This is a genomic window from Entomomonas asaccharolytica (assembly GCF_016653615.1).
Classification (GTDB): domain Bacteria; phylum Pseudomonadota; class Gammaproteobacteria; order Pseudomonadales; family Pseudomonadaceae; genus Entomomonas; species Entomomonas asaccharolytica.
Genome location: NZ_CP067393.1, coordinates 2,370,936 through 2,384,591 on the forward strand (window position 1 = coordinate 2,370,936; position 13,656 = coordinate 2,384,591).

13 protein-coding genes are annotated in these 13,656 nt (G+C 38.1%); 2 read left to right on the plus strand and 11 right to left on the minus strand.

Annotated elements, in window-relative coordinates; genetic code table 11:
* Window positions 1-131: 131 nt before the first annotated feature.
* The 4 genes from JHT90_RS10995 to rnd are packed head-to-tail and all read right to left on the minus strand — an operon-like array spanning window position 132 to window position 3,435.
* A complete protein-coding gene (locus tag JHT90_RS10995; RefSeq protein WP_201090912.1) occupies window positions 132-1,064 on the minus strand; it encodes a lipid A biosynthesis lauroyl acyltransferase in 933 nt (310 codons plus the stop codon).
* The gene (locus tag JHT90_RS11000) at window positions 1,064-2,002 is read right to left on the minus strand and encodes a D-2-hydroxyacid dehydrogenase (protein ID WP_201090913.1); all 939 of its coding nucleotides are present in this window, start codon (window positions 2,000-2,002) and stop codon (window positions 1,064-1,066) included. Before JHT90_RS11000 ends, JHT90_RS10995 begins: the two co-directional genes overlap by 1 nt.
* Window positions 1,999-2,304 carry a YcgL domain-containing protein gene (locus JHT90_RS11005; protein WP_201090914.1) on the minus strand — a complete coding sequence of 102 codons (306 nt, stop codon included), beginning with the start codon at window positions 2,302-2,304 and terminating at the stop codon, window positions 1,999-2,001. The genes JHT90_RS11000 and JHT90_RS11005 overlap by 4 nt, the downstream gene beginning before the upstream one ends.
* Window positions 2,305-2,319: 15 nt before the next feature.
* Window positions 2,320-3,435, minus strand: coding sequence for a ribonuclease D (gene rnd / locus JHT90_RS11010; protein WP_236253925.1), 1,116 nt, complete (start codon window positions 3,433-3,435; stop codon window positions 2,320-2,322).
* Window positions 3,436-3,618: 183 nt separating this feature from the next.
* Here rnd and JHT90_RS11015 point away from each other — a divergent pair, with 183 nt between their 5' ends.
* A complete protein-coding gene (locus JHT90_RS11015; RefSeq protein WP_236253926.1) occupies window positions 3,619-4,308 on the plus strand; it encodes a lipopolysaccharide kinase InaA family protein in 690 nt (229 codons plus the stop codon).
* A gap of 7 nt (window positions 4,309-4,315) precedes the next feature.
* Here JHT90_RS11015 and JHT90_RS11020 read toward each other — a convergent pair whose 3' ends face one another.
* The 4 genes from JHT90_RS11020 to recO form a co-directional block, all read right to left on the minus strand.
* Window positions 4,316-5,095, minus strand: a complete 780-nt coding sequence (locus JHT90_RS11020) for an ABC transporter ATP-binding protein (protein ID WP_201090917.1) — start codon at window positions 5,093-5,095, stop codon at window positions 4,316-4,318.
* Window positions 5,092-6,162, minus strand: a complete 1,071-nt coding sequence (locus JHT90_RS11025) for a FecCD family ABC transporter permease (protein WP_201090919.1) — start codon at window positions 6,160-6,162, stop codon at window positions 5,092-5,094. Before JHT90_RS11025 ends, JHT90_RS11020 begins: the two co-directional genes overlap by 4 nt.
* On the minus strand, window positions 6,159-7,286 hold the full coding sequence (locus tag JHT90_RS11030) for an ABC transporter substrate-binding protein (protein ID WP_201090920.1): 1,128 nt from the start codon (window positions 7,284-7,286) through the stop codon (window positions 6,159-6,161). Before JHT90_RS11030 ends, JHT90_RS11025 begins: the two co-directional genes overlap by 4 nt.
* A gap of 171 nt (window positions 7,287-7,457) precedes the next feature.
* On the minus strand, window positions 7,458-8,147 hold the full coding sequence (gene recO, locus JHT90_RS11035) for a DNA repair protein RecO (protein ID WP_201090922.1): 690 nt from the start codon (window positions 8,145-8,147) through the stop codon (window positions 7,458-7,460).
* A gap of 114 nt (window positions 8,148-8,261) precedes the next feature.
* On the opposite strand from recO, the gene JHT90_RS11040 reads away from it, so the two are divergent.
* Window positions 8,262-9,224, plus strand: a complete 963-nt coding sequence (locus JHT90_RS11040) for a J domain-containing protein (protein WP_201090926.1) — start codon at window positions 8,262-8,264, stop codon at window positions 9,222-9,224.
* 1 nt (window position 9,225) lies between these two features.
* On the opposite strand, the gene holA is transcribed toward JHT90_RS11040, so the two are convergent.
* From holA to leuS, 3 genes are read right to left on the minus strand one after another with little or no spacing between them, the layout of a single operon-like run.
* Window positions 9,226-10,248 carry a DNA polymerase III subunit delta gene (gene holA / locus JHT90_RS11045; protein WP_201090927.1) on the minus strand — a complete coding sequence of 341 codons (1,023 nt, stop codon included), beginning with the start codon at window positions 10,246-10,248 and terminating at the stop codon, window positions 9,226-9,228.
* A gap of 41 nt (window positions 10,249-10,289) precedes the next feature.
* Window positions 10,290-10,922 carry an LPS-assembly lipoprotein LptE gene (locus JHT90_RS11050; RefSeq protein WP_201090928.1) on the minus strand — a complete coding sequence of 211 codons (633 nt, stop codon included), beginning with the start codon at window positions 10,920-10,922 and terminating at the stop codon, window positions 10,290-10,292.
* Between the two features lie 32 nt (window positions 10,923-10,954).
* A complete protein-coding gene (leuS, locus tag JHT90_RS11055) occupies window positions 10,955-13,561 on the minus strand; it encodes a leucine--tRNA ligase (protein ID WP_201095853.1) in 2,607 nt (868 codons plus the stop codon).
* Between the last annotated feature and the right edge of the window lie 95 nt (window positions 13,562-13,656).

Here is a 13,656-nt window from a genome sequence, read left to right on the forward strand (position 1 = left end):
TATTGATTCATTTTTCAGGATTGATGAGCCTGAAAAAATCATCGATGAACCATAACCGTTTATTATACTATATCCTTGAATACTTCATATTCCCTAAAACTAAAAAATCTTTACTTTTTCTCCAGATTTCATCACTTCTTTTTATACAGTGATGGCTCTCCCTCAGGTCGTGTTTTAAAGCGACGATGAGCCCATAGATATTGATCTATCTGCTCTTTAACGCACTTTTCAACCCATTGATTTATAATTAAACAATCTACCTGTTCTGACTCACTGGGGAAATTATCCAAAGGTGGGTAAATTATTAACTCATAGCCACTACCATCAGCCAAAGGCTTCTGTACAAAAGGGATCACTTTTGCCTTAGTTAAACGGGCAAATTTTGTGGTAGCTGTCACCGTAGCTGCAGGTATACCAAACAATGGCACAAATACACTGCGCTTAGCACCATAATCTTGATCAGGCGCATACCAAATAGTCTCGCCATTTTTTAACACTCTGGCCATGGCGCGTATATCATCTCGTTCTATGGCTTCACTTTCTGGATTCATTCGCTCACGTCCAGAACGTTGTATATAGTCAAAAAAAGCATTACCGTGCTCGCGGTACATACCCGTTAGTGGACATAAGGTAGCGAGCATTGCTGCACCAATCTCTAAGGTAGTAAAGTGTAGGGCTAGCAAAATAACGCCTTGCTTTTCTTGTTGTGCTAGTTGTATATGTTCAAGACCTTCTACTTTTTTAATTAATTTAGAGAGTCGTTTTTTAGGCCACCACCAACTAATAGCCATCTCTGCAAAAGCGATTCCCATAGCAGCAAAATTTCTTTTCGTAATTTGCTTTCTATCTTCTGCTGACATTTCAGGAAAGCATAACTCAAGATTACGTTCTACAATACGTCGCCTTGAGCCCGCTAGGTAATAAACAATACCACCAAAACCAGCGCCTAATTTTCTAAGCCACTTATAAGGTAATAGTACCAATAACCACAATACAATTAGCCCTAACCACAATAGCCAATAACGAGGGTGTAAAAAATTTCTCTTAAAGACAACTCTAGCCATTAATACTCCTGATTAAAATCTACTTGGCCAAGCAGTGGCTGTTGCTTTTGAAAACGTTCTAAGTTACGGCTGAATAAATTAAAAACCAGAGGTGGTAGGCTGATCGCGGCTGTGTGCTCTGTAATTAGCAAATTTGGCACTCGCCAAAATAAATGGTTTGCAGGTAAAGGTTCAGTTCTAAATACGTCTAATACTGCCAAACTAGGACGCCCTTTATCTAAAGCAATAATAAGCTCCTCATCAACAATGGCTGTACCACGCCCTGCATTAATAAATACCGCACCCTGTTTCATTTTTGCAAAAATCTTAGCATCAAAAATATTTTGTGTACTAGGCGTATCAGGCAATAAACTAATCACATAATCAGCCGCTGTGACATATTCTGCTAATTCAGTTAATGCACCCACTTTTTCAAAAGGTGGTAGCTCTTTTGCCGTAGTAGCAATACCAAAAAGTTTGACGCCAAACGGCTTAAGGAATTTAGCAACCCCTGTACCAATAGTACCAGCACCAACAATTAATACCTGCTTACCATGCAAAGTAGAAGGTCGATCAGCTATCCAATGTTGTCTTTGCTGTGCCGCATATCGTTGCAACAATTGACGCTCATGAGCTAACATATAGGTTAATACATATTCAGCCATTAACTGGTCGAATACCCCTACCGCAGGACTTAACACATAATCTTTAGGTAAATTATGTGCCATTAAGGGTGCAATTCCTGCAAATACTGATTGAATCCATTGTGGCGTATTAACGCCCTCTTTTAATAAGTCTGCACATTGATTAGGAGAACCTAGCCATATATCACACTGATTAGCAATTTCTTTTAAGGAGGCTACATCATTACCTGCAAATAACTCACAGTCAGGATATTTTTGCTCCACTAACGGAATATAAGCTGAATAGTCTTTATCAATAATTAACAACTTATTCATACTGGATCATTAAACCTCAATAATTCATCAGGTAAACTCATCAACTCATCTTCTTCTGGAGGAGGTGGCATTTGTAGATGAAAGCCTTGTTGTTCGATATTAGCTAAAACTTGGACAGCATCTTCTCTAGCAAGTTTACGATTAGTAGTTAGCAATAAATCAAAGACGGGTTGCGGCTTGCCAAATACACTTAATAACTCCTCAGGAACCCGTTCTAAACCCTCTTTTTTATCCACATACAAATACATTTCATTTTTACGTGGACTTTTAAAAATAGAACAAATACGTTTTTCAATTGCCATAATTTTAAGCTCTGTTTAATTTAATGCTTGTATTAAAATGTCAGATAATATTTCTTTACGCCAACCTTTTAAACTATCAGGCAACTGATAATCTTTACTAGCTTGAACTGAATATAATATTTTTTCAATTATCCTTTTGCGCCATAATAACTCAGGACAAATGTCTAACTCGGTAGCTTTATGCTGTACTAGCTTTTTTAACTCTTTAGCAAGCTTGCCACTATTCACTGATAACGGCCTATCTATTCGTTGTGGCCAATCTTGTTGATCAATCTTAGCGGCTTTTTCAATGACTGCTAAAAGCGCATCGCCCTCTTTACGCAAAGTTCTAGGATGTAATTCAGGTGTTTTTGCTAGTGCGACTAAATTATTAGGCTGGTACTTAGCCATCATTAACAAACTATTGTCTTTTAACAATCGACCTCTGGCAATATTTTGTGTTCTTGCTTGCTCTTCTCGCCAAGCATAAAGCGCTTTTAACACCGCCAACTGTTGCCTTGATAAACGCCAAGCTTGTCTTGATTCTTTATATAATGTTTGAAAGTCAGGTACCTTAGCATAGCTTTCAGCGAGTTCTTTAGTGTCCTCATAAAGCCACTGTAATTTTTCAGCAGATAACTGACTAATAAAATAATGGTACAGCTCTATTAAATACATCACATCTGCTGCTGCATATTGCTCTTGCTCTGCTGATAAAGGACGTTGTAACCAATCTGAGCGTTTTTCTTGCTTACTTATTTCTTTATTCAATAATTGATTAACTAACGGCGAGTAACCTAATGTGATGCCCATACCCAAAAATGCAGCAGCCACTTGGGTATCAAAAACAGGTTCAGTAATAACACCTGTGAGTTGGAATAATAACTCTAAATCTTCTGAACAGGCATGTAATACTTTTATGACTTGTTTGTTCTCTAGTAATTGGGCAAATGCAGACCAATCAGAAATAGCAAGAGGATCTATTAAATAAGGTATTTTTCCATCACTAAGCTGTATCAAACCTGCTATAGGATAAAAGGTTGTTTCTCTTAAGAATTCAGTATCTAACGTAATAAAGGGTAGTTGTTGCCATTGACTACAATACTCAACCAAGGTTTTATTATCGCGAATCCACACAACATTAAATAGCACTAAATCCTCCTCACTCATGAAGAGGTGTAGTATACTTACCATTCCCCTAGCTCGACAATATTAAGTTAATTATTTTATAACGTTACTTTTAATTCTTTAAATCATCAGAAGTCTTTTTTAACACTTATATCTTATAAATTATTTGTCTATAATAGATTAAATATTGTTTTTATGAGAGTTGAAATGACCATCCCCCCCTTTGATAGTACAGGAAAAAACTTTGCGTATTGGTGGAATATACAAGGTGAATGGGTAGAAGAACCTAATGTACGTCGTGGTGGAGAAAGTGGTGTACTTCGTACCACTGATGCAAATGGCCATACATTATATATCAAACATCAAGAAGGACATATTTACCGCAGTATATGTCATCCATTAGGTCAAGCTACTATCCTTCGTGAATACAAAGCTTACTGTGCATTTGCTAAAGCCCAAGTCAAAACGCCTAAAGTTATTTACTGTGGTAGCTTAGATAAAAAGGCTATTTTAGTTACTGAGTCATTAGATGGTTTTATTGACCTAGATAGTTGGTTAACCCTCTGTCGGCAACAAAATACTTCAGCAGAGATTATTTATAAAGTATTAGAAGCAACAGCAAAGATGCTGGCAAGAATGCACCACAATCGGCTACAACATAATTGCACATATGCTAAGCATATTTTTGTAAAAGTATCAGAACAGGCTAATCTTCCAGTGGCTGAAGTAGCTTTACTTGACCTTGAGAAATCGAGACGTCGCTTAACTACAAAAGCAGCAGCTTTACATGATATTCCGCAGATAAAACGCCACTCCCTACTAAATGCAGAAGAATGGCGTTACTTTGTAAATTGTTATGAAAAGGCTTTTGGTTGCTCACTTCCACAACTTTACTAAATAACAATTAATGATGTTCAACTAACCCATCAATCATCACGTGGGGTTTGCCACGCGAACAATGTTCTACCCTACCCACTACCCCGTAAACCTCAGCCAGTACTTCGGGCGAAATAACTTGGTGTGGTATACCACTAGTGACTAATCGCCCATCCTTAAGCATTAATACGTAATCCGTATGTTGTAATGCAATGTTGATATCATGCAATACTATCACCGTTACCATATCTCGTTCTCTGGTTTCTTGCTTAATGACATCCATTACATGAAACTGATGATTAAGATCTAAGGCACTTAACGGTTCATCCAGTAATAATACTTTAGGTTGACGAATAAGCGCCTGCGCTAATCCCACCAATTGTTTTTGACCACCTGATAGTTGATCAAGATAGCGCATACCTAAATCTTCAATACCTAACTTCTCTAGCAATGCCATTGCTTCTTCTATAACTTGTTGGGTACTTTCACTATTAGATGCTTTACGTGCCACTAACATCGACTCAAAAGCGCGTAGATGAACACTGGCAGGTAAACTTTGTGGTAAATAAACCACCTGTTTAGCACGCTCAGCAAAATGGGCAGTGACTAAATCTTGTCCGTTAAAAAGTACTTCTCCCCTTGCAGCATTAAGGCCAGCCATTGCTTTTAATAAAGTAGACTTACCACTGCCATTAGGGCCTAGTAATGCTGTAACTTCACCGGCATTAATATGCTCCACCGAAAGATTTTCAATAACTTGCCGCCGACCGTAAGCAACGCTGAGCGACTTAATTAATAAATCACTCACCCACGACCTCCAGAAGTAGTACGGAAGATAATAGCTAAAAAGAAAGGAATGCCTATTAATGAAGTAATAATGCCCACAGGAATTAACACCCCTGGAATCATATTTTTTGAAACTACAGAGGCCAATGAAAGAATAAGCGCACCCGACAATGCACTGGCAGGTAAATAAAAACGATGATCTTCACCAAATAACATTCGAGCAATATGTGGCCCTACTAAACCAATAAACCCAATCGTTCCCACAAAAGCTACTGCTAAACCTGATAATACACTGATTCTAAATAAGCTAGCCAAACGTAACCGCTTAATATTAATACCAAAACTAGCAGCCCTATCTTCACCCAAACGCAGTGCAGTTAATTTCCACGCTGCCAGCATAGAGAAAGGGAAAGCAACCGCTAACGCTATCGCTAAAATACTGATATTTTGCCAGTCAGCACGGGACATACTGCCTAAAGTCCAAAATACCAACGCTTGTAATGCTTCAGCGGTGGCTATGTATTGTAACAATGCCACCAATGCACTAAAGGTAAAGCCAATGGCAATACCAAATAGAACAATCACATTGGTATTGGCTTGCCGCCAACGTGCCAATACATCCAATAACATAGTGGCAAATAAAGCAAATACAAAAGCATTGCCTGCTACTATCCACTTAGGATGTACCCCTGGAATACCAATATTTAATACAAAACCTAAAGCAGCACCAAAAGCCGCCGCATGAGAAACACCTAAGGTAAAAGGACTGGCTAACGGGTTATTTAATACGGTTTGCATTTCCGCACCCGCCAATCCTAAAGCAGCCCCCACTAGAATCGCCATCAACGCTTGCGGCAAACGGATATCCCAGATAATAATCTGTTGTGTTTTAGGGGCAGATTGCGCATTAAACAGAATATTAAGTAAATCTGTAAATCCTAAACCAGATGAACCTAAGGATAAATCTACCAATAAAGAGCTAATAATGGCTAGCAGTAATACAACTAGCCAAAACACTCTTTTTATAATAATTTGCTTATAACGATAGACCACTGATGATGCTGGTTGTGCCAGAACGCTATCTGTCATGAAGCGTCCCTAAGATCAACCCAATATGTTCCTTGAATATCCACTGGTAAAAACTCTTGTAGCTCATTGAAAGTTTCTTGCACATCTACATCCTTAAATAAATCTGGGTAGAACCATTTAGCAAACGCTTCTATGGCAATAATATTATAAGGTGAATTGTAGAAATTATGCCAAATACCATGGGTATTGTCGATGCTAGCAACAGCAGTTAATGCATTAACCCCTGTACGGGTAGTTAAGCGCTTTAAGCTTTGCGCAGCATTTTGTTGAGTAACACCTTGCCCTGCTTTTAAGCCCAATTTAGCATCATTAGTCGCTGTACCACTCATGATATAAACTTTTGGATCAACACTAATAACATGCTCTAAGCTAATTTCACCAATTACCGCTGGTAAAATATCAGCTGCAATATTATGGCCACCTGCGGCTTCAATAAACTCGCCAAAATTACCTTTACCTGCGGTATGGCAACAAGTAGGAGATTTCACCTCAGGTAACATTTCAATAAATACCGTTGTTCTTTCATTGGCAGGAATTTTAGCAACACGCTCTTGAATTCGGTTTAAATGTTTTTCATAAAACGCTAAATACTTATTGGCTGCTTCTTCGCGATGTAGTACTTTGCCTAATATCTTGATACTTGGAATCGTATTCTTCATAGGGTATTGGCGAAAATCAATAAATACCACAGGTACACCAGCACTTTGTAATTTTTCTACCAATGGATTTGTAACGCCTGGACCATGTCCCGCTATCCCAAAAATAGCTATATCAGGCTGTAAAGCCATTACTGTTTCTGGATTTACACTGGCCTCTGACGTTTGACCAATTAACGGAATATCCTTGATAGTGGGGAATTTTTTTAAATAAGCATTATAACCATTAACATCACTGCTTTTTAACTCGCCTTGCCAGCCAACGATACGTTTAGTGGGGTTATCTTTATCTAAAATAGCCATACTATAGAGCATACGTCCTTCACCTAATAGCACTCTATCAACTTTGTTAGGTATCTCAACTGTTCTGCCAGCAACATCGGTGATAGTTTCGGCTTGTACAATTGTCGAAAATGCAAATACCGAGGCAAATAAGCATGCACATTGTATTTTTAGGAATTTGCTCATTGTAATACTCCAATTTGGATAAGATATAAAATTATATGATAATTATTCTTAAATGAGAATGTAAGTTATTATCTTATATTTTGGAGAGATATGTAAGTAAATTTTTGGTAAAAAAATATGTTAGTTAATTAGTCTTATAAAATGAAATCCAGCAACTTATCTAATTCTGTATTAATCGCTTGATATAGTATTAAATAACTGCCTACTTACTAACGGTTTGCCCTGTAGATGAATCGCTAAAACCTGCCGCATTAAACGCTTTGCAGACAATAATACTGAGGCTGATGACCAATCAGCCTCACTCATTGCTAATAAATCACGGCCATAGAAAGCACCTGATTGGAATTGCGGTATTTGTTGCAAACCGTTTTCTGGATTAAATATATAAAACCCTTCAGGCCACAATGGAACGCCATCGCCTGTCTCAGTAAGGGAAAAACTATAGCCTAACTCATTGAGTAGTTGCCATTCAAAGCCCCTTAATAAAGGTTCAATAGCAGTTGCTGAGGATAACTGTTGTAATGCTTGCTGATAGTAATTAAACAACACAGGGCAAGCATCCTCCAAAGGAAGCAAGCGTATTAACAACTCATTAAGGTATAAGCCACTAAACAACGCTTTTCCACTTAATAAAAAAGGATTACTGGTGGTTTCAATTTGGCGAACCGTTTTTAAATCACCTTTGCCAACAAAACTTATAGTTAATGGCATAAAGGGCCTAGCGATACTACCTACTTTACTACGTGCTTTTCTTAATACCGCCCTTACCCTACCCCCTGGCGTAAAAAAATCCACCAAAGCACTTGTCTCTTTGTAAGGTTTACTATGTAACACAAAAGCTTGCAAAAAAGTATGATTCATCTTTAAAATTATCAACCTATTAAATAAAAACTTACCTCGAAATACAATTTTTTTTGCATGCCTAATCAGTTTAGTTATAATGGCTTTTTAGACCACCCTGACAGACCATGAAACATGACTATTAATCACTATAAAATTTTACAGATCCCAGAAACAGCTACCTCTGAAGAGATTAAACAAGCTTATATTAATAGTATAAATAAATGGCAAGAGCTGCAAACGCAACAAACCCCTGAAGCTAAAGAACGTTCCAACAAGATTATTGCTAGTATTGAACATGCCTATAAGGTTCTTTCCAATCCTACTACACGTGCTCATTTTGATAAAGCATTGCAGAACCAAACATCCAATATCACCACTACTACTAACCAAACGACTACTATGACTACCACACATTCTTCAAGTAAATTATTATATACATTGCTCGTAATTATTCTAATCTTATTAATTGCTATTGCCGCAGGTGTCTCCTATATCATCTTTAAAGGCCCTGCTCTACAACCCATAGCACAAGCTCCACAAAGCCAGCAGGCTAATCAACAAAAAGCAGCCCCAACCATTTCAGATGAACTTAAAAAAGAATTAGAAAAAGCAGAGCAACTCAAAAAACAAAATGCTAATAATCCAGAACTAATAGAAATAGCTAAATCTATTGCAGAAATGGCTAATAAAAACAGCAATACGATTATTGCTTACAATACGCAATTCTTAGGTGCTCAATCATCTAATCAGAATGTTACTTTTAGATTTATGGTAATTGATGGGATTACCCATTCACAATCATTATTATCATCCTATTTAACAGAACGCTTTATTGTGAATAATAATGATGTATGTAATAGCCAACAAGCAAACTTAGCCAAGGGAACATTATTTACTTTTGCTTATTACAATACGAAAGGTGAATTATTAGGCAGTTACTATATTGATCAACAAGTTTGTCAATCACCTGCTACCAACAGAATTGTTAAGCGTCCCGATGAAAGCCAACTAAAACCGCTGGAAGTAAAGAAAGATAGCGCGGCAACCACCAACAAAGAACCTGCTAACAAGCAACCAGAAGCGACTAATAAATAAATTAACTTATCCTAAGGGGCTTACCCGCCATAGCTAATAAAATATCGGTAAGCCCTTGCCAGCAGTCACCTGCTGCTTGTCCCTTGATTTGTGCATCTACTTGTTGGGCTTTAATCAATAACTCTCCCCATTGATTAGCACTATATCTGCCTATCGCTTGTTGAAAGATTGCTTGCCGCTTTGACCAAATAGGAGGTCTAACTTGGGAAAAGGCTTTTTGTAAAGGAATACCCTGCGCCGCTAATTGAGCTAAGGTCATTAAAGCGCGTAATTCTTTAGTTAACGTCCATAACACAAGGGTTTCTGCTGCCCCTTCTGCCCTTAATCCCTGTAGCATACGTAGGCTATGTGTAGCATCACCTTGCAAAGCAATATCTACCAAGCCAAAGATATCAAAACGTGCGCTATCCACCACCATTTGTTGAATATGGTCAACATCTACTCGCGAATCATTACCTATCAATAATTTAAGTTTTTCTATTTCTTGAGCAGCCGCTAGTAAATTACCTTCTACTCTTAATGAAAATAACTCTAAAGCATCAGGTGTAATAGATAACCCTAAGGTTGCTAAGCGTTGTCTAATCCATTGGGGTAATTGATTAGCTTCAATTGGCCAGATTTGTATTAATTGACATAATGGACTATCAGTTACCGTTTTAACCCACTTTGTTTTAACATCTAATTTAGGTGCTGATATTAGTAATAATGTATCTTGTGGTGGGTTTGCTAAATAGCTTAATAAAGCTTCCCCTTTATCTGATAATGAAGCTGTTTTTAAACGAAACTCTAAAATACGTTTTTCAGCAAATAACGACATACTAGCTGCTTCATCATACAGCACAGACCAATCAAAATTAGTTTCTACATTAAATAACTGTCGCTCGCTATAGCCTGCTTCCCTAGCAGCCGTGCGAATAGCATCTGCTGCTTCCATACAAAGTAAAGGCTCATCACCTGCTACAATATATACAGCACTTAATTCGGTTTGTAGTTGTTTAGCTAATTGATTGATATTTAGTTTCATAAAAGTAAAGAGCCTGTCATTAACAGGCTCTAAAATAATGCTTAGCGTTCATTAAACTTTTCGATCTCATCCAAAGGAATACTGTGTAACAGTGACTTACGTCTTTCCTCTAGGGCTTTTTGTTGCGCTTTTTCAGCCTCAGCTTTTAATCTCAGTTGCTCTTCAGCGGCTTTTTGTAAGCTGTCTAATTGTGCCACTGAAACCGCTTGTAAACGCTCTAATAACAGCGTAATTGCATCTGCTCTGATCCTTCTATCTATCTGCTCAGCCTGCAATTCATCAGCCACAATATTATTAGAATCACTGATATATTCGCCACGTGCCTCTAATGAACTCTGAATTAATAAGAGACCACCAGTGCCAAAGATTTCATAGTCAAGGGTCAGTATTTTTACTATTTCTGTACCACGAATATCATTAGCATAACTTAATGTTCTACTATCCCATTTTTCTGATACAACTAACTTATACTCAGCAGTATCATAAATCTTCACACCTGCAGCCGTTAATCTTTCTTTCAGTTCATTGACTAATGGGCCATACTTGTCTCCTGCTGAGACTGCCATTTCTTTAATTTCAATCTTATCATCATTGGTACCACGCAAATGAAAACCGCAAGCAGTTAACATGAGTGCCATTATGCTGACTATAAAATAACTTATTAAACGCTTCATATATTATGAAACTCCATTACTAATTCTTTATATTAATTAGCCACAATATTAACTAATTTACCAGGCACAACAATCACTTTACGCACTGTAACACCTTCTATAAAGCGTTGTACTGACTGATGGCTAAGGGCAGCAGCTTCAATTTCTTGTTTTGAAGCGTTCGCAGATACTTCTATATTACCACGAAGTTTACCATTTACTTGAATTACAATCGTTAACACATCTTGCACTAAAGCAGACTCATCCACTGTTGGCCATGCTGCATTAATTACTGCTTGTTCATGTCCTAAAGCCTGCCACAATGTATGACAAATATGGGGCGTAATAGGTGCTAATAACAAGGTAACTGTTTCTAAGCCTTCTTGGATTAAAGCACGATCAATTACAGACTCATTCGCCGCCTTTTCTAATACATTCATTAACGTCATAACTGCTGCAATGGCTGTATTAAACTTATGATTTTGTCCCACATCCTGACTGGCTTGTTTAATGGCTAGATGAATAGCACGTCTAACCGCTTTTTGCTCATCATTTAACTGAGCAATATTATATTTTTCAGGTAATCCAGCATTTACATGCTGATAAGCTAAACGCCATACCCTACGTAAAAAACGGCTAGCACCTTCTACCCCTGCATCTGACCATTCAAGGCTCATATCAGGTGGTGACGCAAACATCATAAACAAACGGCAAGTATCAGCGCCATATTGCTCAATCATGGTTTGTGGATCAACCCCATTGTTGAATGACTTAGACATTTTTAACATGCCACCAATCTCAACAGGTTGTTTATCTCCACTATAAACAGCTGATATTGCTCTGCCTTTGTTATCTTTCTCGACAATCACATCATTCGGACTAAAGTAAGTCTTACTACCATTATCAGCGGTACGGAAATAAGTTTCTGCCACCACCATGCCTTGCGTTAATAAATTAACCACTGGTTCATCCGAATTTACTAAGCCTTCATCACGCATTAATTTATGGAAGAAACGAGTATAAAGTAAATGCAAAATGGCATGTTCAATACCACCAATGTATTGATCAACAGGTAACCAATAATCAGACGCTTTTTTATCAACCATACCCCCCGTAAATTGTGGCGAGGCATAACGTGCAATATACCAGGAACTTTCTACAAAGGTATCCATTGTATCTGTTTCACGACGAGCCGCTTTACCACAGGTAGGACAAGTAGTTTCATAAAACTCTGGCATTTTCGCTAGAGGACTGCCTGTACCATCAGGCACTACATCTTCAGGTAATACCACAGGTAATTGATCTTCAGGAACAGGCACATCACCACAGCAATCGCAATGTACAATAGGAATTGGACAACCCCAATAACGCTGACGGCTAATCCCCCAATCCCTTAAACGGTATTGCGTTCTAGCTTCCCCTAAATTTTGTGCTTGCAATGTTTTGCCAATCGCTGCAAAGGCTTGCTCAAAATCTAAGCCATTATATTCGCCCGAATTAATTAACGTACCATATTCACTGTAAGCATCTTGCCAAGGCGCTGGCACTTCATCACCGACACTTGTATGAATCACAGGCTTAATCGGTAAATTATATTTTTGCGCAAAAGCATAATCGCGTTCATCATGAGCAGGAACAGCCATTACCGCGCCTTCACCATAAGCCATTAATACATAGTTAGCTACCCATACATTTAGCTTATCGCCTGTTAATGGATGTTTAACATATAAATTAGTCGCCATCCCTTCTTTTTCTTGGGTGGCTAAATCGGCTTCTGAGACACCACCTTTTTTACACTTATCAATAAAGGCTTGTAACGCAGGATTATTCTCGGCTGCTTGAGTGGCTAATGGATGCTCAGCAGCGACTGCTACATAAGTTGCGCCCATTAACGTATCAGGGCGAGTAGTAAATACTTTTAACTGACCAGTATGACCTATGCTTTGCTCATCATAAGGGAAACAAATCTCCATCCCCTTCGATTTACCAATCCAATTGCGTTGCATAGTCTTAACTTGTTCAGGCCAGCCCGTTAAATTATCTAAATCCTCTAATAACTCTTGCGCATACGCGGTAATACGGAAATAGTACATTGGGATTTCACGCTTCTCAACCAATGCACCTGAACGCCAACCGCGTCCATCAATCACTTGCTCATTAGCCAATACTGTTTGATCAACAGGATCCCAATTAACTGTACCATTTTTACGGTAAATAACCCTTTTTTCGAACAACTTAGTAAATAACCACTGCTCCCAACGATAATAATCAGGCCTACAAGTAGTGATTTCACGGGTCCAATCAACCGCCAAACCCAAGCTGTTTAATTGCTTCTTCATATAAGCAATATTTTCATAAGTCCATTTCGCAGGCGCTACTTTATTTTTCATTGCCGCATTTTCAGCAGGCATACCAAAAGCATCCCATCCCATAGGTTGCAGAACATTTTTACCCAACATACGTTGATAGCGGCTAATTACATCACCTATTGTGTAATTACGCACATGCCCCATATGCAGCTTACCACTTGGATAGGGAAACATAGATAAACAATAATATTTTTCTTTATCAGAACGCTCAGTCGCTAAAAAAGATTGATTTTTATCCCAATATTGCTGGGCTGTTGCTTCAATTTCTTGAGGTAAATATTGTTCTTTCATCATGGTTTTAACGGATCAATTAGGATTGAGTAATAAACCTGCTAGCATACATGAGTTAGCAAAAGATAAAAAGTCAAAGCTGATGTTCTCAATAA